Consider the following 23500-nt stretch of genomic DNA (forward strand, 5'->3'; position numbering starts at 1 on the left):
GGCAGTGGAAAAACCACAGGAGCCCCCACGTGACCCCCGAACAATTCCGCCAATACGGCCACCAACTGATCGACCTGATCGCCGACTACCGCCAAACCGTCGGCGAACGCCCGGTCATGGCTCAGGTCGAGCCCGGCTACCTCAAGGCTGCTTTGCCTGACACCGCCCCCCAGCAGGGCGAACCCTTCGAGGCCATTCTCGATGACGTCAACCAACTGGTCATGCCCGGCCTGTCCCATTGGCAGCACCCGGACTTCTACGGCTACTTCCCCTCCAATGGCACCCTGTCTTCCGTATTGGGCGATTTCCTCAGCACCGGCCTGGGCGTGTTGGGCCTGTCTTGGCAATCCAGCCCGGCACTGAGCGAGCTGGAAGAAACCACCCTCGACTGGCTGCGTCAGCTGCTGGGCCTGTCTGGCCAGTGGAGCGGAGTGATCCAGGACACCGCGTCGACCAGCACCCTGGTGGCGCTGATCAGCGCCCGTGAACGCGCCACCGACTACGCCTTGGTACGCGGCGGCCTGCAGGCCGAAGCCAGGCCTTTGATCGTGTATGTCAGTGCTCATGCCCACAGCTCGGTAGACAAGGCCGCGCTGCTGGCGGGTTTTGGCCGCGATAATATCCGCCTCATCCCCACAGACGAAAAGTACGCCTTGCGTCCAGAGGCCTTGCGGGCGGCGATCGAGCAGGACCTGGCTGCCGGCAACCAACCTTGCGCGGTTGTGGCCACCACTGGCACCACGACCACCACCGCCCTTGACCCGCTGCGCCCGATCGGCGAAATCGCCCAGGCCCATGGCTTGTGGCTGCATGTGGACTCGGCCATGGCCGGTTCCGCGATGATCCTGCCTGAGTGCCGCTGGATGTGGGATGGCATCGAGCTGGCCGATTCGGTGGTGGTCAACGCGCACAAGTGGCTGGGTGTGGCCTTCGATTGCTCGATCTATTACGTGCGCGATCCGCAGCACCTGATTCGGGTGATGAGCACCAACCCCAGCTACCTGCAATCGGCGGTGGATGGTGAGGTGAAGAACCTGCGTGACTGGGGCATCCCGTTGGGCCGACGGTTCCGCGCGTTGAAGCTGTGGTTCATGCTGCGCAGCGAGGGCGTTGACGCATTGCAGGCGCGGTTGCGGCGTGACCTGGACAATGCCCGATGGTTGGCGGCGCAGGTTGCGGCGGCGGCTGAGTGGGAGGTGTTGGCGCCGGTGCAGTTGCAGACCCTGTGCATTCGCCATCGACCGGCGGGGCTGGAGGGGGAGGCACTGGATGCGCATACCAAGGGGTGGGCCGACCGGCTGAATGCTTCTGGCGATGCCTATGTGACGCCAGCGACACTGGATGGGCGCTGGATGGTGCGGGTTTCGATCGGTGCGCTGCCGACTGAGCGAGGGGATGTGGAGCGACTGTGGGCGCGCTTGCAGGAAGTGGTTGAAGGTTGAAAGTGCCGGGGCCGCAACGCGGCCCCGGCCATCTGTCAGTGGCTCACTGCCTGAAAGCTGCCTTTACGGCTAGCCTCGTAAGCATCCTTTTCCATCGGCTTGGCGTCTGGGTTACCCAGGTCTTCCATCGCCAGGCGATGGGTTTCCGGGGCAATGTAGGCCGCCAGGGCGCACACGCAGGTAATGAAGAACGCCAGGCTACCCACCACCAGCGGGATGTTGTCCGAGCCGGGCGGTGCGACCAGGGCGAACAGCGCTGGCAGCATGGCGGTCAGCATGGTGCCGATGTTCTGTGCGATGGCCATGGCCGAAACGCGGTAGCGGGTGTGGAACAGCTCTGGGTAGAAGCTTGGGAACACCGCGTTGTAACCCTGGTAAACCATGCCCCACATGATGATCGATGCGGCGAACGCCATGGGCACGTTCTGAATGCTGATTGCATACAGGTAGACGAACGCCAGCAGGCCAGAGCCCAGGCAACCGGCGATCATGGTCGGGCGACGGCCGATCTTGTCCGACAGGTTACCCACGAACGGAATCACCAGCACCGCGACGATGTTGCCGACCACCGGGATCCACAGGTACACGCTCTTGTCGAAGCCGATGCCATAGGCTGGCTGCACCGCGTAGGCCGCACCGAAGATGGTGGCCACCACCGGGATCACGTTCATCAGGGCCATGAACATCACCAGCACCATGTGCTTCCAGCTGTGGCGGAAGGCCTCGCTGATGGGCGACTTGGCAACCTTGTCCTGCTTCTCTTCCTTCACGAACGCCGGAGTTTCGTGCACTTCCTTACGGATGATGAAACCGGCAATCAGCACGATGGCGCTCAACAGGAACGGAATGCGCCAGCCCCATTCGGTGAAGGCTTCGTTAGGCATGAAGTAGGCCAGTGGCAGGAACACCGCCGCTGCCAGTACCTGGCCAGCCTGCACGCCTTGCAGGGTAAAGCTGGCGTAATAGCCTCTTCGGCCGAATGGCGCGTGCTCCATGATCATGGAACTGGCACCGGAAATTTCCCCGGCCACGGCAAAGCCCTGGATCAGGCGCAGCACCACCAGCAAGGCCGGGGCGAGGTAACCGATGTCGTGGTAGGTAGGCAGCAGGCCGACGGCCATGGTCGACAGGCCCATCAGGAACATGCACAGCAGCAGGACGTTCTTGCGCCCGCGAGTGTCACCCCAGTGGCCCAGTACGAAGGCGCCGACCGGGCGCGCCAGGTAGCCCACGCCGTACGTGGCCAACGAGGCAATGATGGCCATTTTCGGGTCGGTATTGGGGAAGAAGATCTGCGGGAAAATCAGCGCAGCGGCCTGAGCGTAGATGAAGAAGTCGTAGTACTCGAGTGCCGAGCCTATCCATCCACTGGCGGTCGCTTTTTTGGCTTGCGAGCTGGAGTGAGCCATCGTTGTCTCCGTTGTTATTGTTGTTTGCGCAGGCTCCGCCATACGTTCGCCAAGGCAGGAGGCAGTGGTCGGTGTGCCTGCGTCTGGGTCTCATGTTGACCCTGGGGCTGCGGTCTAGCAATTCGTTAAATTGGGTTTTGTGCGATAATCGAACGCAAAACTAACCATTCCGTACAAAGAGATTGAAGCGGCGACTTTACCTGCGAATAATCGATCGTGCCATAAACTGTGACAGTGGTTTTTACCTGACTGGCACCGTCATTTTCTAACAACAAGGAACTCCCGCCATGCAGCGTTCGATCGCTACCGTGTCCTTGAGCGGCACCCTGCCGGAAAAGCTCGAAGCCATCGCCGCCGCCGGTTTTGACGGCGTCGAGATCTTCGAAAACGACCTGCTCTATTACGCCGGCAGCCCGCGCCAGGTGCGCCAGATGTGCGCTGATCTTGGCATTGCCATTACCCTGTTCCAGCCGTTTCGCGACTTTGAAGGCTGCCGCCGCGACCGCCTGCAGAAAAACCTCGACCGCGCCGAACGCAAGTTCGACCTGATGCAGGAGCTGGGCACCGACCTGGTGCTGGTGTGCAGTAACGTCCAGGCCGATGCCCTGGGCGAAGAACAGTTGCTGGTCGATGACCTGCGCCTGCTGGCCGAGCACGCCGGCAAGCGCGGCCTGCGCATTGGTTACGAAGCGCTGGCCTGGGGCCGCCACGTCAACACCTACCAGCAAGTGTGGAACCTGGTGCGCCAGGCCGACCACTCGGCCCTCGGGGTGATCCTCGACAGTTTCCACACCTTGTCCCTGAAGGGCGACCCCAGCGCGATCCGCGACATCCCCGGCGACAAGATTTTCTTCGTGCAGATGGCCGACGCCCCGATTCTGGCCATGGATGTGCTGGAGTGGAGCCGCCACTTCCGCTGCTTCCCGGGGCAGGGTGAAATGGACATGGCCGGTTTCCTGGCGCCGATCCTTGCCACCGGTTACCGTGGCCCGCTATCGCTGGAAATCTTCAACGACGGCTTCCGCGCTGCGCCGCCACGGCAAAACGCCGCTGATGGCCTGCGCTCGCTGTTGTATCTCGAAGAGCAGACCCGCCTGCGCCTGGAGCAGGAAAACACGCCGATCGAACCTGGCGTGCTGTTCACCCCGCCAGCGGCAAGCACCTATGACGGTGTGGAGTTCCTCGAATTCGCGGTTGACGAAGCCGTTGGCGCGCGTCTGGCCAGCTGGCTGAAACGCCTGGGTTTTGCCGAAGCCGGCAAACACCGCAGCAAAGAAGTGCAGTTGCTGCGCCAGGGCGATATCAACATTGTGTTGAACGCCGAGCCGTATTCCTTCGGCCACAACTTCTTCGAGGCCCACGGCCCGTCGCTGTGCGCCACCGCGCTGCGGGTCAAGGACCAGCAAGCAGCTCTGAAGCGCGCGACTGCCTACCGTGGCCAGCCGTTCCGGGGCTTGGTCGGCCCTAACGAATGTGAAGTACCGGCGGTGCGTGCGCCGGATGGCAGCCTGCTCTACCTGGTAGAGCAGGGCACTGCCGGCCAGACCCTGTACGATACCGATTTCAGCCTGGACAAGAACGCCACCGCCACCGGTGGGCTGCGCCGCATCGACCACATGGCCCTGGCCTTGCCGGCCGAGTCGCTGGACAGCTGGGTCCTGTTCTACAAGAGCCTGTTCGATTTCGCCGCTGATGACGAAGTGGTGCTGCCCGACCCGTACGGCCTGGTCAAGAGCCGCGCGCTGCGTAGTCAGTGCGGCACCTTGCGCTTGCCGCTGAACATTTCGGAAAACCGCAACACCGCCATCGCCCATGCGCTGTCCAGCTATCGCGGCTCCGGTGTTCATCACATCGCCTTCGATTGTGACGATATCTTCCGCGAAGTGGCGCGCGCGAAGCTGGCTGGTGTGCCGTTGCTGGAAATCCCGCTGAACTACTACGACGACCTGGCGGCACGCTTCGACTTTGACGACGAGTTCCTCAGCGAGTTGGCGTACTACAACGTGCTGTACGACCGCGATGCCCAGGGCGGCGAGCTGTTCCACGTGTACACCGAACCGTTCGAAGAGCGCTTCTTCTTCGAGATCATCCAGCGCAAGGGTGGCTATGCCGGTTACGGCGCGGCCAACGTTGCGGTGCGCCTGGCGGCCATGGCCAAAGCCCGCAGCGGGGCGGTGCGCAAGCCAGTGCTCTGAAGCTTGGGCTGGGTGGGGGCTTGAGCGCCTTCAAGGGCGCTCAGCCACCATCAATAAGGACTGCGGCACCGCACTCTGCGGGTGCTGCGGCTCCTGCAGGCTGACCAGCCGAAGCCCCGCCATGTCCATTGCATTCAGCCAGCTGGCCAGGGTACGGAAATACCAGGGCATTGGCTGCCAATCCCCGGCAAACCCGGCAAATGACTCCTCCCGCCAACCATCCTGATAGTCCCCGCCCGCCACGCCCCATGGGTGCAGCGTCTGGATCACCAGCGCACCGCCAGGCACCAGTAGGTCGTGCATCGCTACCAGTAGCGGAATGATGTCCTGGTGCAACAACGCAAAATTGGCACAGATCAGGTCATAACCTTTGCCTACGTAAACGTTGGCCTCGGCCAACTGCGCATAGCTGGCCAGGTGCACCTCGGCCGAGCCCGCAGCCCGCGCGGCATCCACCAAGGTTCTGTCGCCGTCGACGCCCACGGCTTCGATCCCGCGATCACCCAGGGCGCGCAGCAGCCAGCCCTCACCGCAGCCCAGGTCCAGCACCCGTTCGGGCTGGCGGCCAAGAATGGCCAGCAGGATCGCCTGGTCGGTGACCTGGCGGCGGCTTTCGATGGCGCCGCTGCGCACGGCGTCAATCCAGGCTTGCGCGTTGTGCTGCCAACTGTCGAGCAAAGCGTCTTCAGGGTTGGGCATGATCATGGTCCTTTCTTGTTCAGCCGGCTGCGGTCCTCTGTCGCTTGACCTGATACATGTTTCCATCAGCGTGCCTCAGCAATAGGTCGGCATCGTGGCCGTCCTCAGGGAAACAGGCTACGCCGATGCTGCAGGACGGCGCGTCGACGCCGGGCAGTTGGACGCCGAGTGGCTCGGCCATGGCTGCCAGGATGTTGGCGACGTGTTCGGCAATCGCCTCCGGCGACGGGTGATCCGTCAGCAGCACGGTAAACTCGTCTCCGCCCATGCGCGCCACGGTGCCGTTTTTACCTACACAGTCTTCCAGGCGCCGTGCCACTATGCACAGTACCCGGTCGCCCACGCTGTGCCCGTGGTTGTCATTGATCTGCTTGAAGTCATTGATATCAATAAACAGCAACGCCAGCCGATGCTCTTGCTGCCGGGCTGTGGCAAGTGCGTTGCCGAGCCGTTCGTTGAACATGGCCCGGTTGGCCAGTCGGGTCAGCGGGTCGTAATGGGCCAGGAAGCGCAGCGCTTCTTCTGCCTGGTGCAGTGCCGTCACATCCCGCGCCACACCGATGCGCGCTTGCGCCTCATCGGACCAGCTGGCTGCCCACAGGATATGCACGATCTCGCCATCCTTGCGCACATAGCGGTTGCGGAAGTCGTAATGGGGCTGCCCGTTCATCACCCTTACAATCGACGCGCGGGTGATGGCCAGGTCGTCCGGGTGCATGTAGTCGGTGATCGGTGTGCCGATCAGCTCGCGGGCCTGGTAGCCCAGCAGCGCTTCGCAGGCATCGCTGACGAAGACAATCTGGTTGTCCCTGTCGACCACGAACACGGTGTCCAGCATCAGGTGGATCAGCCTGGGGTATAGCGCTTGCAGGTCTACGGGCATGGGGCAGGGTGTCCGCGGAGGGGTGACCGATCATAGCCTGACGCCAATAGACCGGCCACCGCTACCGTGTGTGCTCCGATCAATTGCTTACCATCAGTTCCGGCCCCAGGTAATTGTTGATCTGCTCGATGTCGTCATCGCCCAGGCTACCCACCGACGAGGCCAGCCGCAGCCGCGACATCAGGTAGTTCAGCTTCGCTGGCAGCGACACACTGTTCGGTGACGCTGGCAACGACATCCTGTCGGGTGGTAGCGGCAGTGACTACCTCAACGGTGATGTTGGCGACGATACGCTGGTCAGCATTGGCGCCACCGACGCCATCCGCCTGGTAGGGGGGCGGATGCAACCACAGTAACCGCAGCGGACTTCACCTTGGCCAGTTGAGCAGCCCCAGGGTAAGTTGTTGGCTTCAAATACCGGGGCTGCCGCGCAGCCCCGGTTTATTTGCCGGCCAAACCGGCATGCACGCTCAACTCTTCATCGATGAACGCTGCAATCATCGCCCGATAAACCCGCTCCACCACCTCTGGCGAAGCCCCCGTTTCTTCGGCAATTCCTCTCACCTTGGCAATTACTTGCTCGACCCGTGCGGGTGCGCGGACGTCATCGGTGGTCTTTTTGAAAGTAGCCGCCTGGGCTACCAACTGGCCGCGCTGGGCGAGCAGGGCGACCAGGTTCTGATCGATATGATCGATGCGCGTGCGGACATCTTCGATCGATGTGCAGCGTACGTCCATGTGTGAAGCTCCTTAAGGGGTTGCGGCACAGTACCACAGGTGCTGAGGCTCAGAGGTCGTAGCGCAGGTTCAACGTTGCGTGCCTGGGTGCCCCGTAATGCCCATAGTTCCCCGCCAGGCCTGCTCCCAAGCGCCGCCAGTTTCAGCTGCCAGTCATTGGCAAGCCCTGTCTTGCCGTTCACAACCCGTCAATGCCCCACAAGTTCCCCTAGCAAGCGCTGCTTGTACCTCTGCAGTACCTGGCTATCGCGCTGGCGTGGATGGGGCAGGTCTATGCGCAGATCCTCACGAATCCGTCCCGGGTGTGCGTCCATCACGATCACCCGGTCACCGAGGTACAGTGCTTCTTCGATATCGTGGGTCACCATGATCACCGTGCAGCGCTCCTGCACCCAGATGCGCTGCAACTCCTGTTGCAGCCGCACCCGGGTCAGTGCATCCAGCGCGCCGAGTGGCTCGTCCAGCAACAGCACTTTGGGCTTGTTCACCAGCGCCCGGGCAATCGCCGCGCGCTGGGCCATACCACCGGAAAGCTGGTGCGGATAGGCTTGCTCGTAACCGCTCAGACCCACCCGTTCGATGTGCTCGGCCACCAATCGATTCTTCTCGGTCGTCGGCAGTGCATGATTTTTCAACGCCAGGGCGATGTTCTGCTGCAGGGTCATCCACGGGAACAGGCGGTGGTCCTGGAACACGATGCCGCGTTCCAGGCCTGGCCCGCGCACGGGTTGCCCATCCAGCAGGATCTGCCCTTGGTAAGCCTGGTCCAGGCCAACGATCAACCGTAGCAGGGTGGATTTGCCGCAGCCGCTGGCGCCGAGAATGCTGACAAACTCGCCGGGGCGGATGTCCAGGTCGATGCCTTGCAACACCGGTACAGCCTTGCCCTTGAGCGTGTACGCCTTGTTCAGGCCGCGAAGGGTCAGTGCGCCGGTGATGGCGCTGGTGGGTAAAGCATGGGCGATGGCGTTCATGGTCGGGCCTTTCAAGAGGTGGTACGCCATCGCAGCAGGCGGCGGGTGAGGAGGGTGCTCAGCCAGGACATCAGGTAGCCACACAGGCCGATGCACAGCACGCAGACCACAATGATCTCCATGCGCGCCCCGGCTTCGGCGGTCATCATCAAGCTGCCAAGGCCGGCCCCGGCAGACAGGAACAGCTCGCTGCCCACCGAGGTTACCCAGGCGAACGCCAGGGCCTGCAACACCCCGGCGGCGATGCCTGGCAGGGCGGCGGGTAGCAGGATCAGTCGAAGTTGCTGCCAACGGCTGAGCATCAATACCTGCGCGGCTTCACGGTGCTGACCGGCAACCTGGCGCAGGCTCTCGAACGTGTTCAGCACCATCGGGTACAACGCCGCCAGGCTGACAATCAGCAGCTTGGCGCCTTCGCCGTTCCCCAGCCATAACGCAATCAACGGAATCCAACCCAGCATCGGCACCTGGCGCAGGGCGTGGAACAGCGGGGCGATCAGGCGGTTGGCCGGTGCGGACAGGGCCATCAGCGCGCCCAGGCCAACACCGCCGACAATACCGATGGCCAGGCCGCTGCAGGTGCTCAGCAAGCTGGCCCACAGGTTGACCAGCAATTCACCGCTGCCCAGCAACGCGGCCAAGGCCGTGCCCACCTGCGCCAGCGGCACGAAGGCATAGGCGCCGGCGGCGCCCTGGCGCGAGGCGTACTCCCAGGCGCCGAGCAGCAACAGTGGCAATACCAGACCGCGCAATGTTTGCAGTTTCATCACAGCCTCCTCAGCGGCTTTGCCAGGCAGACAAGCGCCGCTCCACACGGCGCAGGGTGAAATCCAGCGTAAAACCGATCAGCCCAGTCAGCACCACGCCGACCATCACCACATCGATACGCAGCATCTGCCTGCCCATCTCGATCATCTGCCCCAGGCCGCTGTCTGCCGCCAGCAGCTCGCAGGCCACCAGCACCACCCAGGCGCGGGTCAGGGCCACGCGAATGCCGGTGACAATGGCCGGTACTGCAGCGGGCAGGGCAATTCGCCCCACCAGCGTCGGCCAGCGCAAGCGGTACACCGCCGCCACTTCGAAATGGCTGCGTGGGATGGCGCGGATGCCTTCACAGGTGGCCAGTGCCACCGGGAAGAACGCGGTCTTGGCAACGATCACTACCTTGAAGGTTTCGTCGACACCAAACATCAGCACGAACATCGGGATCAGGGCGATGCTCGGCACCTGACGCAGGGTGTGGAACAGCGGGGCGCAGTAGGCCTCCACCGTTTTCGACAGGGCCAGCGCCGCACCGAAGCCGAGGCCCGCCAGTGCGCCGCCGGTGAAGCCCAGGGCCAGGCGCGACAGGCTGCCTGCCAGATGCGCCTGAAGTTCACCTGTGGTCAGCAGGTCGTTGAGGCTCAGCCAGACCTCTTGCGGCGGGACCAGCAGGTTGGCCGGAAACAGCCCGGCATTGGCCACCACGGCCCAGAGCGTGAGCAGGGCCAGGGGGGAGATGAACCAGGAAAGGGTAGAGAGCACGCGCATGGCAAGCCTTGGGAAAACAGAAGGTGTTGGGGGTATCGCAAGAGCTGTGCCACGCGGCGCAGGCCCCGGAATGCGGGGCTGAGGGAAGAGGATGGTGCTGGAGACGCAGCAGGGTGCTGCTGCAGCAGCAGTCCGTCAGCAGCATCGATGTTGGCTTCTTCGCGGGCTTGCCCGCGAAGAAGCCAACGCGGTTTCAGCCTAGAAGTCGTAACTCACGCTGGTGTAGTAGAACGCTCCCTGCGCCCCCTCCGGGCTGGTGATGGAGTATTTGGGCACGCCATACAACTGCGCACCCTTGAGCTTGTCCGGGTGGCTGTCGAACAGGTTGATCGCGCCCGCCGACACGGTCAAGCCCAGGTCGAAGCGGTACGACACATCCAGGTCGGTTACCCACTGCGGGCTGAAGGTCTGGTCCAGCGTGGGGTTTGCGGCGTTGCGGTTTTTCCACTCGCCATATCGGCGCTGAGCCACGGTGACGCTCCAGTTGTCATACAGCCAGTTGGCGCTGAGCGTGAGCTTGTCCTTGGGCGTGCCATCCTCGATCAGCCCTTGGGTATTGCGGCCGATGATCTGGTTGCCGGGGATGTTGCCCACATCATCCAGCCCGGTGATGCGGGTGTTGTTGCGCGCATAGCCGCCGTTGAAGTCCACGCGCCCCCAGCGGCCCACGTCCAGCTGATAATGGCCCGCCAACTCGAAACCGTCGGTGCGGGTGTCGGCGATGTTGGTATAGAACGCCGCACTCTGGATGTTGGCGTAGGGGGTGCCGGCGAAGATCGGGCCCACCACCGATGCAGGCAACTGGTCGGACAGGGTGATGCGGTTGTCGATGTCGATGCGGTAAGCGTCAAGGGTGACCGAGGCATTGGGCACCGGCCGCCAGACCAGGCCCACGGAAAAGTTGGTCGACTCTTCCGGCTTCAGCGCCTTGCCACCCAGCAAGGCGGCTTCCGGGCTGTCGGCGCGCAGGGTGCGCTGCTGCACCTCGACCCAGTTGCCACTGCCTGGCGGCTGCTCTACTACTTGCACACTGAACGACGACAGCCCGCTCTGCACCAGCGAAGGCGCACGGTAGCCGGTGCTGGCGCTGGCCCGTGCGGCAATCTGCGGGGTGAAGTCGTAGCGCAGCGACAGCTTGCCGTTGGTGGTGTCACCAAAGTCCGAATAATGCTCGCTGCGCACCGCCACACCGGCCTGGAATTTTTCTGTCAGTTGGGCTTCGACGTCGACATAGGCGCCGATCACGCGACGGTCCAGCGACACGGCATCGACCTGGGTGATGCCCGAGTAATAGCCGGGGATGCGTCGGCCAGAGGCCGGGTCAACGGTATTGAACAGGGGGCCGTTGGACCAGCCGGCGGCGTCGCCCTCGGTCAGGTCGTAGTTTTCCTGACGCCAGGCCAGCCCGGCAGACACTGTAAGTGGCTTGAACAGCCAGTCGTTGGCAAAGTCGCGGGTCCAGTCCAGGGTCAGGTTGGTCTGGTCGGCTTCGCGGCGGCCGGTGTAGATCGTCGAGGGGCTCGCCGTCCCCCAGCTGGGGTTGATGGCGTTACGGTCGGTGGATTCGACCCGGTTGTCGCCGTAGTTCAAGGCCAGGTCGAAGTTGCCTACGGTTTCGTCTTCAAGGCGCAGGCCGCCGGTGACCGCAAAGTCTTCCAGGCCGTAGCGGGTGACCGGCAGGCGGCCGTCGGGGTAGCGCGCCAGGGCCACGCTGCCGTAGTTGCTGCGCAGGGTGGTGGGCGGGTCGAAGAAGTTCTCGGCGTCGGTGTTCTTGTGCGCGTAGGTGGCAAAACCGTAGGCGCTAAGGCCGTCGCTCAAGCCCATTTCGGCGTTGGCGGTGAAGTTGTACTGGTCCGAGACATTGCCCGAGCCCCAACGCCAGTTGCGGTAGCGGTTGTTTTGCTCACGCGCGGTGTCGATGCTGGTAGAGCCGGGGTAGAAGAGGCGGTTGTCGTCGCGGGTGTCGCTGGCCGGGTCCTGGCTGCCGGCGTCGAAGGCCAGGGTCAGGAAGCCGTCGTTGGGCAGGGCGAAACCCTTCCAGCCACTGAGTTTGCGTTGCAGGCCGTCGCCTTTCTTGTAACCGCCGAAGCGGTAGCCGGCGTTGCCACCTTCGTCGCGCGCCTTGAGCACGATGTTGATCACCCCGGCAATGGCATCCGAGCCGTACTGGGCGGCGGCGCCGTCACGCAGGATTTCCACGCGCTCGATGGCCGACAGCGGGATCAGGCTGAGGTCCACCGCTGCCGCGCCACGGGCGTTGACCAAGCCCTGGCGGGTAACGTTGGCGCTGGTGTGGCGGCGTTTGCCGTTGACCAGCACCAGCACCTGGTCCGAAGCAAGGCCGCGCAGCGAGGCACCTTGGGCGATGGAGCCCGCGAAAGCTCCTTGTGGTGATTGCGGGAAGCTGAACGAGGGCGACAGTGCGGTGAGTGCGGCGGACAGGTCACTGGCGCCGGTTTCCTTGAGTTTTTCGCCGCTCAGTACATCGACCGGGGCGGCGCTTTGCAGGGCGGTCACGTCGCTGCGGTGGGTGCCGACCACGACCACGGTGTCGAGGCGGTCGTTGGGTTCGGCGGCGAAGGCGGGCACGGCGAGGCCGGCGATGGCCAGGGCGATGGCGCTGGCCAAGGGGGGGTGGTGGGGCATGGGGTGTTCCTGCTGAATGATGTATTGGCAGTGCCGGTGATAGGGCCCGGAAGGACAACCTAGAATCGGCTGGTAACGCTGAGCCCGACGGTGCGCGGGTCGCCGTAAGTGATCACGTACTGCCCGGCAGTGCCGTTGGGCCGGCCATGCACTTGGTAGCGGCGGTCGGTGAGGTTGTTGACGAAGCCGGTCACGCTCAGCTTGTCGTCGTGGCTGAACCAGCTCAGACGGGCGTTGGCCAGGGTGTAGTGGGGCTGGCTGAGGGTGGCGTCGGCACTGCTCTGGCGGTCGGCCAGGAAGTACTCCTTGTCACGGAAGCTCACGTCGCCACCGGCCACCAGCTTGCCGCCCACTTCCAGCGGGATGGTGTAGTCGGCGCCCAGCGACACCACGTTGCGGGGCGAGCGCACGAAGCTGTTGCCGCTGTAGTCGCCCGTCACCGCATCGGTGGTAGGGTTGGTGTTCTTGAAGTCTGTGTATTCGGTGTCGAGGAACGACACCGCCGCGCGCAGGTGCAGGCGCTCGGTCGGCTGGCCTTCGATTTCCAGTTCTGCGCCTTTGACCTTGCCCTTGGCGCCGTTGGTCAGTGCGGTGGTGAGCACGCCGTTGTTCACCGTCAGCAGGTTCACCTGGATGTCGGAGTAGTCGTAGTAGAAGAGGTTGGCGTTGACGGTCAGGCGGCGATCGAACCACTCCGACTTCAGCCCCAGCTCGTAGGCGTCCAGCTCTTCCGGGTCGACCGTGGTCAGCTGTGCCAGGCTGGTCGAAAGCCCGGTGTTGAAACCACCCGAGCGGAAACCGTGGGCGTAGCGGAAGAACACCCGCAGGTTGTCATTGATGCGGTACTCGGGGGTGAGGTCGTAGGTCCAGGCTTCCCAGGTCTTGTCTTCCTGGCGGTTACCGTTGGTGCCCACACCGCCCAGCGGTATCAGCGGGCCGCTGGCGGTGGCGCGGGTCAGTTGCACCAGGTCCAGGTCGATGTCTTTCTTCTCCTGGGTCCAGCGCAGGCCGCCGGTGACGCTGAAGTCATCGGTAAAGTCGTAGGTCAGGTTGCCAAACAGCGCGTAGCTGTCGGTGCGGTGGTCGTAACCCAGGTCGCGGAACGCGGTGGTGCCCACCTGGTTCGAACCGGTGCCGTTGGGCGTCGGCCCGGGGGTGACGATGCGTTGCGCCGAGCTGTCCAGGTCTTCATGGAAGTAGTGCGCACCCACCAGCCAGTGCAGCGGGCGGTCTTCCGGCGATGCCAGGCGCAGCTCTTGCGACCACTGGCGGTAGCTGTTGTCGGTGATGGCCGCGCCGTTGACCTCGTAGGGGGTGTAGTCGGCATCGCTGGTGGAGCGGTTGCGGAGGTAGTCGTAGGCGCTGATCGAGGTCAGGGTGTAATCGCCGAGGTACCAGTTGAAGGTCAGCGAGGCGCCATCGTGGTCCAGGCGATAGTCTTCGTTAACGTTCAGCGAGATATCGCGGCCGTGCGGGCGTTCGTAGCCGACGTTGTAGTAGCGGCCAACCGGCAGCGAGCCGTTGCTGCCATCGCCTTTGAACTGGCGGCTGTGCAGTTTGAGCAGGGCGTCCAGGTCGGGGTTGAGCTGGGCCAGAAACTGCAGACGGATGGCTTTCTTGTTCACATCACCGTAGGTGTTGCCGTCGAAGTCGTTGTTCTGAAAACCGTCACGCTCTTCGGAATACAGCGCGACTCGCCCGGCCAGTTTTTCATCGACCAGCGCACCGCCGATGGCACCGGTGACGATACGCTCGTTCTTGCTGCCGAAGCCGACAGTGCCATAGCCGTCGGTGTCGAAGGTGGGCTTCTTCGAGATCACGTTCACTGCGCCGGCCGTGGTGTTCTTGCCATACAGGGTGCCTTGCGGCCCGCGCAGGATTTCGATGCGTTCCAGGTCGAACAGCGGCCCGCCACCGGCGATGGGCGCGTTGAGGTAGACATCGTCCGCGTAGATGCCCACCGGGAATACGGTTGCCGCGCCAGTATCGCCGGTGCCCAGGCCACGGATATACCAACGAGGGCGGCCGTCGCCGTCGGGGTTCTTGGCCGAGGCGTTGGGCACGAAGGTGGTGATGTCGCCCATCGAGCGCACGCCATCGGCAGTGATGCTGGTGCCCTTGATGGCCGACACCGCAACCGGTACTTCCTGCAAGGTCTGCTCTCGGTGCTGAGCGGTGACCGTTACGGTTTCAAGGGCGGGTTCGTTCTTGTTGTCTTCGTTGGCAGCGATGGCCTGGCTGCCGGTGCCGGCCAGCAGCAGCGCAAGGCTGATCTGGCGGGCCAGTGGGTTGAGCGGATGCATGGTGGATCTCCCCGTATGTAAAGCGTTGTTGGGGAGGGCTAGAGCAGGGACTGTGCCATTTTTTTAAGTTATTGATATATATGATTTTTAATGGATTTCTTCGGCGGTGTTGCAGGTTGGGCAGCAGTCGGGTGCTGGGCGGGTGCTGCTGGGGCAGCAGTGGTGGCGTGCAACCTGTTGCAAGCGTTTTTGCGCCCTGCTCGCTGCCTGCTGGCGCTTAGTCCGGGACGATTGTGCAACCGTTGTTCAGTGCGCGAGCGCGCAGGGCCTCGAAGTGGTCGCGCAGGCACAGGTGCAGTTGTGACACCGCAGGCGTGAGTTGTTTGCGGTGTGGGCAAACCAGGGTTACAGGCACGGATTCACCCAGGTATTCGGGCAGGATGATCTGCAGTTCGCCGGCTGCAATATTGGCGCTTACGTCCAGCCACGATTTGTAGACGATGCCTTCACCTTGCAGGGCCAGACGGCGGATGACGTCGGCATCGTCGCTGACCAGCGGCCCGCTGACCTGCACGGTGCGGTTGCCCACCCGCCACTTGTCGTAGACCCGGTTGTGCTGCATGTACAGCAGGCAGGCATGTTCTTGCAGGGCTTCGGGCGTGACCGGGTGGCCGTGGCGGGCCAGGTAATCGGGCGATGCCACCAGCACTCGGCGGTTCCAGCTGGCCAAGGGCAGGGCGATGTAGTTGGCGTCCTGGTTGAGGCCATAGCGGATGGCCACATCCACCGGGTCACGGTTCAGGTCGACAATCTGGTCGGACAGAAAAAAGCGCAGGTGCAGGGCCGGGTGCTCCCGGCGAAAGGCGCTCAGCCAGGGCAACAGCATGTTGCGGCCCAAGTCGGAAGGCGCCGACACCTGCAGGGTGCCACGCAGGGTGCCAGGGTTGCCATGCAGGTCTTCGCGCCCCTGGCGAAGGCTCTCCAGCACATTCAGGGCGGTCGGCAGGTAGCGCTCGCCTTCGGCGGTAAGGCGCAGGCTACGGGTGGTGCGGGCAAACAGGCGCACATCGAGGTCGCGCTCGAGGCGTTTGATCGCAGCAGCCACTTGCCCCGGCAGCAGACCGGCTTCATGGGCGGCGGCCGTGAAGCTGCCCAGCACGCTGCTGCGCACGAACAGTTCGAGGTCAGTGATGCGCAGCATCTTCACTCCAGGTGTGAAAGTGTTGCTGCATTGTGCCGGTTTTTCTTTGCGGCAGGAAAGATAAGATGCCCGGCAAATCCCCAGTACATTCCGGAGTTGTTGCATGGATACCGTCTCGCTGGCCAAGCGCCGCTACACCACCAAAGCCTACGATGCCTCGCGCCGCATTCCCCAGGCCACTGTCGACGCCCTGCTCGAGCAACTGCGCCACAGCCCGTCCTCGGTCAACTCCCAACCCTGGCACTTCATCGTCGCCGACACAGCCGAAGGCAAGGCCCGCCTGGCCAAGAGCACCACGGAGCGTTTTGCTTACAACACGCCGAAACTGCTCGATGCGTCGCACGTGATTGTGTTCTGCACCCGTACCGAAATGCCCGAGGCGCACCTCAATGCCGTGCTCGAGCAGGAAGCTGCCGATGGCCGTTTCCGCGATGAACAAGCGCGAGCCGCACAGAACCAGAGCCGCCGTCACTACGTCGACCTGCACCGTCATGACCAGAAGGACGTGCAGCACTGGATGGAGAAACAGACCTATCTGGCATTGGGTACTGCATTGCTGGGGGCTGCGGCACATGGCCTGGACGCCACGCCCATCGAGGGCTTCGACAGCAAGGTCCTGGATGCCGAGCTGGGGCTGCGTGAGCGTGGCTTCACCAGCGTGGTGATCCTCAGCCTGGGCTACCGTGCTGAAACGGACTTTAACGCCGGGCTGAACAAGTCACGCTTGCCGGCGTCGCAGGTGTTCACCTTCCTGTGAGTTTACCGGGGCGCTGGGTGCCCCGGTGACGCCGTGCGGCAGGCCGCGCCAGGGCGCGGCTTACCACAACGTTGCAGATGCTGCTGTCAGTACCCGGGCAAACACGTCGATCGCTTTGTCCACTTCGGCCTCGGTGCTGAAGCGCCCGATGCTCAAGCGCACACTGTTGCGTGCCTGGTGCTCGTCCAGCCCCAGCGCCAGCAGCACATGTGAGGCTGCATGGCTGGCCGAGTTGCAGGCCGAGGTGGTCGATAACGCCAACTCGCTGGCCAGCGCCGCACTGTTGAAGCCCTTGCTGTCGATGCACAGGTTCAGGGTATGGGGAATGCGTTGGCTGGCGCATCCGTTCAGGCTGACGCCGGGCAAGGCCAGCAGGCCTTCGCGCAGGCGCTTTGCCAGTTGCTCCAGGTGCTGGTATTCATTGTCGCCGGGCTGGCCGGCCAAGGCAAAAGCGCTGCCCATGCCCGCGATCTGGTGGGTCGCTAGGGTGCCGGAGCGCAGGCCCTGTTCATGGCCGCCGCCGTGCATCTGCGCACGCATCAGCGCACGGGCGCGTGGTCCGACGTACAGCGCGCCGATGCCTTTTGGCCCGTACACCTTGTGTGCCGAAAACGACATCAGGTCCACGGCCATCGTGTTCAGGTTGATGGCCAGCTTGCCCACGGCCTGCGCCGCGTCCACGTGCAGCAAGGCACCGTGGGCACGCACCTGTTCACCAATGGTGGCAAAGTCAGTGACCGTGCCCAGCTCATTGTTGACTGCCATCAACGATACCAGGCGGGTATCGGGGCGCAGTGCGGCCTGTACGCTGGCGGGCTGGATCAGGCCGACGGCATCCGGGGCCAGGCGGGTAACGTCCCAGCCTTGGCGCTCCAGTTCGACCACGGTGTCGAGCACGGCTTTGTGTTCCAGTTGGCTGGTGATCAGGTGCCCAGGCTGGCCGGCGCCTTGAGCAATGCCTTTTAGCGCCAGGTTGTTGGACTCGGTCGCGCCCGAGGTCCAGACCAGGCGCTCGACGTGTGCGCCGACGCGCTCGGCCACTTGCTGGCGGGCTTGCTCAACGGCTCGTCGGGCAGCCTGGCCGAAGGCATGACCACTGGACGCCGGGTTGCCGAAGTTGGCTTGGCTGCCAAGGCTGGCGAGCATGGTTTCGATGACCCGGTCGTCGACTGGAGTGGTGGCGGCGTAATCAAAGTAGAGCGGGGCGCTTGGCATTGAGGCAGGTCCATGTCTGTCGCCGTGAAATCGGCGATTGATGGCGTAAGCGTATCCGCCATCTGAAAGAAATTTTTTACTTCCCACAGTGGATTTTTGAGTGCTGCCACATAGATTTTCTATCTGTTTGTAGATTTGTAGGATTTTTTTCCTCCGTGGTGGCCATGAGCGATCCCTCGTGCGCATCTTCAGGCGGGCTCCAAGGCTCTTTCTTCCTCGGCCACCACGCGTTCGCACAGTTCGGTGATTTGCTCACGCATCCAGCGGTTGGCCGGGTCCTGATCGGTGCTTTCATGCCAGTACAGGTGCGTTTCGAGCGCGGGTACTTCCACCGGCAGGGGGTGATAGCGCAGTTGATGACGGCGGGCGAAGCGCTCGGGCACGGTCATCGCCATGTCGGTTTGCTGCAATACCTGCGAAGCCATCAGGTAGTGCTGCGAGCGCAAGGCCACTTTGCGCTGTACGCCCATCTTGCCCAGCGCCAGGTCGACATAGCCCAGGCCGTTACGGCGGCTGGAGATATGGATGTGGGTCATGCCCAGGTAACTGTCGAGGGTCAGCTTGCTGTCGGCCAGCGGGTGGCCCTGGCGCAAGGCACAGACATAGCGGTCTTGCATCAGTTTGACGTGGCGTACCTGCGGGTCGGTATTCAGGGGGGCGTCGATGGCGAAGTCCAGGCGGCCGGCGGCGAGCTCCTTGGTGGTTTCGCGGCGCTTGCACAGGAAACTCTCGATCAGCACCGCCGGCGCCAGGCGGCGCAGGCGCTGGAACAGCGGCGGCAGGATTACCGCCTCGGTCAGGTCGGTCATGCTGATGCGGAAGGTCTTGTTGGCTTGTTGCGGGTTGAAGATACGGCTTTCCTGCACCGACGTACGCAACAGTGCCAGTGCGTTGCGCACCGGGCCGATGATGTTCTGTGCCATGGGCGTGGGCACCATGCCCTGCGCGGTGCGCACGAACAGCGGGTCGTTGAAGGTTTCGCGCAACCGCGAAAGGGCGTTGGACACCGCTGGCTGCGTGATACCTACAATCTGCCCGGCGCGGGTCAGGTTGGCTTCGGTATAGATCGCATCGAACACGATGAACAGGTTGAGGTCGACCTTGCTGAGGTTCATGGGCGCCGCTCTTTGTTGGAGTTATTGGCCGATCATATATCGGTTATGAATGTTTATACACGCGGAAAATAGACTAGGTGGATGGGCGCAGGCTGCTCTAGGCTCTGGCCCATGTACTCCGAACCGTGAAGGTAGCCCCGATGGATTTCGCCTATTCGCCCAAGGTCCAGGCACTGCGCGAGCGCGTCACTGCGTTCATGGACGCCTATGTCTACCCCGCCGAAGCGGTGTTCGAGCGCCAGGTCGCCGAGGGCGACCGCTGGCAGCCCACTGCAATCATGGAAGAGCTCAAGGCCAAGGCCCGCGCCGAAGGGCTATGGAACCTGTTCTTGCCTGAATCGGAATACGGCGCCGGCCTGAGCAACCTGGAATACGCCCCGCTGGCGGAAATCATGGGCCGCTCGTTGCTTGGCCCGGAGCCGTTCAACTGCTCGGCGCCGGACACCGGCAACATGGAAGTGCTGGTGCGTTACGGCAGCGAAGCGCAGAAACGCCAATGGCTGGAGCCGCTGCTGCGTGGCGAGATCCGCTCGGCGTTCGCCATGACTGAGCCGGACGTGGCCTCCTCGGACGCCACCAACATGGCCGCCACGGCCGTGCGTGACGGTGACCAGTGGGTGATCAACGGCCGCAAGTGGTGGACCTCCGGCGCCTGCGACCCGCGTTGCAAGGTGATGATCTTCATGGGCCTGTCCGACCCCGAAGGGCCGCGCCACCAGCAGCACTCGATGGTACTGGTACCCACCGATGCGCCCGGTGTGAAGATCGTCCGCCCGCTGCCGGTGTTCGGCTATGACGATGCTCCCCACGGTCACGCCGAAGTGCGCTTCGAAAACGTGCGGGTGCCGTATGAAAACGTGATTCTCGGTGAGGGCCGCGGTTTCGAGATTGCCCAGGGTCGCCTTGGCCCTGGCCGTATCCACCACTGCATGCGTTCGATCGGCATGGCCGAACGTGCATTGGAACTGATGTGCAAGCGCTCGGTGGAGCGCACCGCCTTTGGCCGGCCGTTGGCACGGCTGGGTGGCAACGTCGACAAGATTGCCGACTCGCGTATGGAGATCGACATGGCCCGGCTGCTGACGCTGAAAGCGGCTTACATGATGGACACTGTCGGCAACAAAGTGGCCCGCAGCGAGATCGCGCAGATCAAGGTGGTGGCGCCGAACGTGGCCTTGAAAGTGATTGACCGGGCGATCCAGATACATGGCGGGGCAGGGGTGAGCGGCGATTTCCCACTGGCCTACATGTACGCCATGCAACGCACCCTGCGCCTGGCTGACGGGCCGGATGAAGTGCACCGGGCGGCAATTGGGAAGTATGAGATTGGCAAGTATGTGCCAGTGGAGATGTTGCGTAGCGGGCGGTAATGGCTTCGTCAGCGGCTACTTACCTGTTCACGGGTGTGCTCGTGAACAGGGACTTTAAGCAAAGCTCGGGTAACCTGTAGGACGCTTCTGATTCTCTGCTCCAAGCGCTTGAAACCGCCTTGCGGGTGTTAGGTTTCGAACCTCAACCACGCAAAGGGAGCTTATAGATGCGCGTCAGTCTAGAGGGAAAAGGTCAGGCAGTTGACGGCGATATCACCACAACTGGAGCCGTTTGTATTGCGACAGGGGCCGGCTATCTGGACGAAGGCCGAATGGTGCTCCGTGAAGGCGACCAGACCACGCCATGCCCTCTTTGTGGGCAGGTGGGAATGGTCGCCGAAGGTGTGGACCACTTCATTTCCGATGGACAGCGCGTGGCCATGGATGGTGCGTTGGTTGTCTGTGGCTGTTCGCCGGGCAGCAATCGGGTGGTCGCACCGCTTCATCAGGCACCACCACCCATGCAGCCTGTAGCAGGGCTTGCCAATGCTCACTTTGCCGAGCCGTCAAACGCGGTCTACCCGGAGCGTTTCTCCCAACCCGTAATAGGTGCACTGCCCGGTACGCTGGAGCCTGGCTTCTATTTGGTTCCCCGGCGCATGTCGTTCCCCGAGGTGCTGCTGCAATTGGCCGAACACGATGCAACATTGCCGATCTCTCGATTGCAGCGGCTCAATCCGACGTTTGAACAAGGGTTCAAAGCAGGGGAAATTTTCGTCATCGGTGATCCTGACAACGGTGACGCCTGCACACGCGAAGAGGGAGAACTGATGGCCGCAGCGCAGCATGCGCGGCGTGCGCTGGCAGTGCTCGACTACACCGAAGCGGATTTCATGATGCAGCATCAGGCCGAGATCGCCGGTTTGCTCAGCGATGCCAGCCTGTCCATGGGCGTGGGTAAGGACATGCTGGATCAAGGCTTGAAACAGGTCAGTCATACATTGACGAGTATCGAGCAACTGCACCAGCGGGAGTTCATGCGCCACGGCCACTTGAACAGCCCAGGTTTCTTCGCTGAGCGGGGGCGGCTTCTGCAGCAGTTGGATGGACAGTTGAAAACGGCGTTGCTTAACAAACAACTGAACCTAGGAAGCTATGAGCGACTAAAGAAAAGCTTGAATATTTCCACCAAGAGCCTTGTGCATCATTGGTCGAAAGCGGGCGGGCCAGGGCAGATTCCTGGGTACGCGACGCATCTGGATAAAGTGGCGCGGCTCAGTAAATACCTTAGTTATGGTGGACATGCTGCAATTGGACTGGGTGGGGCTTCTTCTTTTCTTAAAGTTGAGGAAGTGTGTCGCGCTGGAAGCGAAGAAGCCTGTGCAAAAATTCGATACGTTGAAACCGGGTCATTCAGCATGGGGGTAGGCGGAGGGATGGTGGGGGCAGCATTGGCTGGCGCTGCGGCTGGCACGTTATGTGCCGTTTTTAGCGTAGGTACTGGGGGTCTTGCAGTTCCAGTGTGTGGGATCTTGGTCGTAGGCACGGGTAGTTTAACGGGCGCAAAGTTAGGAGAAATGGCCGGTGGGTCTATCGGGGAACTCATCTATGAGGCCTCAAATGATGAGCTTTGAAACCTGGCCTGTCGTTATGAAACTCCTGTTTATGATTACCCCTTTTGCCATTGGCCTGCTAGGTGCTTCCATTAACCTTTGCATCACGCTGTCACGTGACTTTCACGTTGCCTGCTCAGCGATTACGAGTAACCCTTATCTAGAGCAAGTGAAGGTGGCTTGGGGGACTTCAAGCTTGAAGTGGCGATGGCTGCTGGTTTGCAATATAGGTGGTCTTGTCACGTTCCCCGGATTGGCGTTGCGTTATGGCAAGTTGGATGTTAATGAGTTAAAAGCATTTCCTCCAAAGCTCAAACGAAGGCTTGGGATTTCGGTGTGGCTGTCAATTGTCGGGCTTGTTTGGATTGCGATTGCAGTTGCAGTAGCCGAACTCTCCAAAGCGTAGTGAACCCTAGAGCGGCTTCCAGGCGGACGTACATCACCTGGGAGCGCTCTAGTGAGTTATTTACGATCAGGGTCCTTCCATTTGGCCTCGATTAACTTCGGGTTTTTTGCGCGTCTTCACCAACGAAACCACCACCCCACCCAGCAGCAACCCGAACGTCACCCCCAACGACAGCAACGCCGGCACCTTGCCCACCATGCCGTGGTAGAAAATCTTGCAGCCAATAAAGATCAACACCAACGCCAGTGCGTACTTGAGGTAAACGAACCTGTGCATCAGCGCCGACAGCGCGAAGTACAGCGAGCGCAGCCCAAGGATGGCGAAGATGTTGGAGGTATAGACAATGAACGGGTCCTGGGTAATGGCGAAGATCGCCGGCACGCTGTCGACGGCAAACACCAGGTCGGCCAGTTCGATCAGCACCAGCGCCAGAAACAACGGGGTGGCATAGCGCAGGGCTTTACTGTGCCCAGGCGGGGTCTTGCGCACGAAGAAGTGCGAGCCGTGGATCTGGTCGGTAACCCGCATGTGCCGGCGTACGAACTTGATGATCGGGTTGTTGGCCAGGTCCGGGTGGCTGTCTTCTTTTGACAGCGCCATCTTTACCCCGGTGAACAGCAGGAAGGCGCCGAACAGGTACAGCACCCAGGCAAAGTTCTGCACCAGCGCCGCGCCCACGCCGATCATGATCGCCCGCAGGAACACCACCCCCAGGATGCCCCAGAACAGTACACGGTGCTGGTAGCGGCGGGGGATGGCGAAGTAGCTGAAGATCATCGCCATGACGAACACGTTGTCCATCGACAGCGACTGCTCGACCAGGAAGCCGGTGTAGAACTCCAGCGCCGACTGTGCGCCTAGCTGATACCAAACCCCGGCGCCGAACAGTACACCGACGCTGAAATAGCCCGAATACAGCAGCAGGCTTTCGCGCATTTCGATTTCGCGGTCGTGGCGGTGCAGCACGCCCAGGTCGAGCACCAGCAAACCGATGACGATGGCCATGAATACCAACCACAACCAGGCGCTGGTACCGAGGACGGGGGTGGTGAGGAATGCCTGCAGAGCTGTCATGAGCCCCTCCTTGAATGTCGACGTTGCAAGGCAACAGTGATCCGACATGG

The 23500-nt window shown here is 62.4% G+C and carries 21 protein-coding genes; 7 read left to right on the forward strand and 14 right to left on the reverse strand.

Annotated features, from left to right (window positions below; genetic code table 11):
- The first annotated feature begins 29 nt into the window (after positions 1 to 29).
- Positions 30 to 1442, forward strand: a complete 1413-nt coding sequence (locus ACF8R4_RS08675) for a DOPA decarboxylase (RefSeq protein ID WP_104834514.1) — start codon at positions 30 to 32, stop codon at positions 1440 to 1442.
- Positions 1443 to 1477: 35 nt separating this feature from the next.
- Here ACF8R4_RS08675 and ACF8R4_RS08680 read toward each other — a convergent pair whose 3' ends face one another.
- Positions 1478 to 2851, reverse strand: a complete 1374-nt coding sequence (locus ACF8R4_RS08680) for an MFS transporter (protein ID WP_060497236.1) — start codon at positions 2849 to 2851, stop codon at positions 1478 to 1480.
- A 287-nt stretch (positions 2852 to 3138) separates the two neighbouring features.
- Here ACF8R4_RS08680 and quiC point away from each other — a divergent pair, with 287 nt between their 5' ends.
- The gene (gene quiC / locus ACF8R4_RS08685; RefSeq protein WP_060497235.1) at positions 3139 to 5046 is read left to right on the forward strand and encodes a 3-dehydroshikimate dehydratase QuiC; all 1908 of its coding nucleotides are present in this window, start codon (positions 3139 to 3141) and stop codon (positions 5044 to 5046) included.
- A 30-nt stretch (positions 5047 to 5076) separates the two neighbouring features.
- Here quiC and ACF8R4_RS08690 read toward each other — a convergent pair whose 3' ends face one another.
- From ACF8R4_RS08690 to ACF8R4_RS08700, 3 genes are all read right to left on the reverse strand, one after another.
- Complete coding sequence (locus ACF8R4_RS08690; protein WP_060497270.1) at positions 5077 to 5745, reverse strand: bifunctional 2-polyprenyl-6-hydroxyphenol methylase/3-demethylubiquinol 3-O-methyltransferase UbiG; 669 nt, start codon at positions 5743 to 5745, stop codon at positions 5077 to 5079.
- Positions 5746 to 5764: 19 nt separating this feature from the next.
- Positions 5765 to 6628, reverse strand: coding sequence for a sensor domain-containing diguanylate cyclase (locus ACF8R4_RS08695; RefSeq protein WP_060497234.1), 864 nt, complete (start codon positions 6626 to 6628; stop codon positions 5765 to 5767).
- Positions 6629 to 6707: 79 nt separating this feature from the next.
- Positions 6708 to 6860, reverse strand: a complete 153-nt coding sequence (locus ACF8R4_RS08700; protein ID WP_156342042.1) for a hypothetical protein — start codon at positions 6858 to 6860, stop codon at positions 6708 to 6710.
- Positions 6861 to 6867: 7 nt separating this feature from the next.
- Between ACF8R4_RS08700 and ACF8R4_RS08705 the strand changes: the two genes are divergently transcribed.
- Positions 6868 to 6984, forward strand: coding sequence for a hypothetical protein (locus ACF8R4_RS08705; RefSeq protein ID WP_367616146.1), 117 nt, complete (start codon positions 6868 to 6870; stop codon positions 6982 to 6984).
- A gap of 85 nt (positions 6985 to 7069) precedes the next feature.
- Here ACF8R4_RS08705 and ACF8R4_RS08710 read toward each other — a convergent pair whose 3' ends face one another.
- The 7 genes from ACF8R4_RS08710 to ACF8R4_RS08740 all read right to left on the reverse strand — a co-directional run bounded on the left by ACF8R4_RS08710 (position 7070) and on the right by ACF8R4_RS08740 (position 15960).
- On the reverse strand, positions 7070 to 7366 hold the full coding sequence (locus ACF8R4_RS08710) for a chorismate mutase (RefSeq protein WP_104834515.1): 297 nt from the start codon (positions 7364 to 7366) through the stop codon (positions 7070 to 7072).
- Between the two features lie 188 nt (positions 7367 to 7554).
- Positions 7555 to 8340, reverse strand: a complete 786-nt coding sequence (locus ACF8R4_RS08715; RefSeq protein WP_060497232.1) for an ABC transporter ATP-binding protein — start codon at positions 8338 to 8340, stop codon at positions 7555 to 7557.
- 11 nt (positions 8341 to 8351) lie between these two features.
- Positions 8352 to 9107, reverse strand: a complete 756-nt coding sequence (locus ACF8R4_RS08720) for an ABC transporter permease (RefSeq protein WP_392492213.1) — start codon at positions 9105 to 9107, stop codon at positions 8352 to 8354.
- A gap of 10 nt (positions 9108 to 9117) precedes the next feature.
- Complete coding sequence (locus tag ACF8R4_RS08725) at positions 9118 to 9870, reverse strand: ABC transporter permease (RefSeq protein ID WP_156867387.1); 753 nt, start codon at positions 9868 to 9870, stop codon at positions 9118 to 9120.
- Positions 9871 to 10068: 198 nt separating this feature from the next.
- Complete coding sequence (locus ACF8R4_RS08730) at positions 10069 to 12516, reverse strand: TonB-dependent receptor plug domain-containing protein (protein WP_392492216.1); 2448 nt, start codon at positions 12514 to 12516, stop codon at positions 10069 to 10071.
- A gap of 59 nt (positions 12517 to 12575) precedes the next feature.
- Positions 12576 to 14819: a TonB-dependent receptor gene (locus ACF8R4_RS08735; RefSeq protein WP_392492217.1), complete on the reverse strand. Its 2244-nt coding sequence runs from the start codon at positions 14817 to 14819 to the stop codon at positions 12576 to 12578.
- 217 nt (positions 14820 to 15036) lie between these two features.
- Positions 15037 to 15960, reverse strand: a complete 924-nt coding sequence (locus tag ACF8R4_RS08740; protein ID WP_392492219.1) for a LysR substrate-binding domain-containing protein — start codon at positions 15958 to 15960, stop codon at positions 15037 to 15039.
- Positions 15961 to 16063: 103 nt separating this feature from the next.
- Between ACF8R4_RS08740 and nfsB the strand changes: the two genes are divergently transcribed.
- Positions 16064 to 16717: an oxygen-insensitive NAD(P)H nitroreductase gene (gene nfsB, locus ACF8R4_RS08745; protein WP_060497226.1), complete on the forward strand. Its 654-nt coding sequence runs from the start codon at positions 16064 to 16066 to the stop codon at positions 16715 to 16717.
- Positions 16718 to 16777: 60 nt separating this feature from the next.
- Here nfsB and ACF8R4_RS08750 read toward each other — a convergent pair whose 3' ends face one another.
- Positions 16778 to 17932, reverse strand: a complete 1155-nt coding sequence (locus ACF8R4_RS08750; RefSeq protein WP_164524653.1) for a cysteine desulfurase family protein — start codon at positions 17930 to 17932, stop codon at positions 16778 to 16780.
- Positions 17933 to 18120: 188 nt separating this feature from the next.
- Entirely contained in the window at positions 18121 to 19047 is a 927-nt protein-coding gene (locus ACF8R4_RS08755; RefSeq protein WP_060497224.1) for a LysR family transcriptional regulator, read from the reverse strand.
- Positions 19048 to 19187: 140 nt separating this feature from the next.
- On the opposite strand from ACF8R4_RS08755, the gene ACF8R4_RS08760 reads away from it, so the two are divergent.
- From ACF8R4_RS08760 to ACF8R4_RS08770, 3 genes are all read left to right on the forward strand, one after another.
- Positions 19188 to 20417 (forward strand): acyl-CoA dehydrogenase, encoded by a 1230-nt coding sequence (locus ACF8R4_RS08760; RefSeq protein WP_060497222.1) that lies wholly within the window; start codon positions 19188 to 19190, stop codon positions 20415 to 20417.
- 167 nt (positions 20418 to 20584) lie between these two features.
- Positions 20585 to 21991, forward strand: coding sequence for a PAAR domain-containing protein (locus ACF8R4_RS08765; protein ID WP_164524651.1), 1407 nt, complete (start codon positions 20585 to 20587; stop codon positions 21989 to 21991).
- A complete protein-coding gene (locus ACF8R4_RS08770) occupies positions 21978 to 22376 on the forward strand; it encodes a hypothetical protein (protein WP_223623976.1) in 399 nt (132 codons plus the stop codon). The genes ACF8R4_RS08765 and ACF8R4_RS08770 overlap by 14 nt, the downstream gene beginning before the upstream one ends.
- 66 nt (positions 22377 to 22442) lie before the next feature.
- Here ACF8R4_RS08770 and ACF8R4_RS08775 read toward each other — a convergent pair whose 3' ends face one another.
- Entirely contained in the window at positions 22443 to 23450 is a 1008-nt protein-coding gene (locus tag ACF8R4_RS08775; RefSeq protein ID WP_164524650.1) for a TerC family protein, read from the reverse strand.
- Positions 23451 to 23500: the final 50 nt, after the last annotated feature.

Source organism: Pseudomonas sp. FYR_2, assembly GCF_043106425.1.
GTDB classification, from domain to species: domain Bacteria; phylum Pseudomonadota; class Gammaproteobacteria; order Pseudomonadales; family Pseudomonadaceae; genus Aquipseudomonas; species Aquipseudomonas monteilii.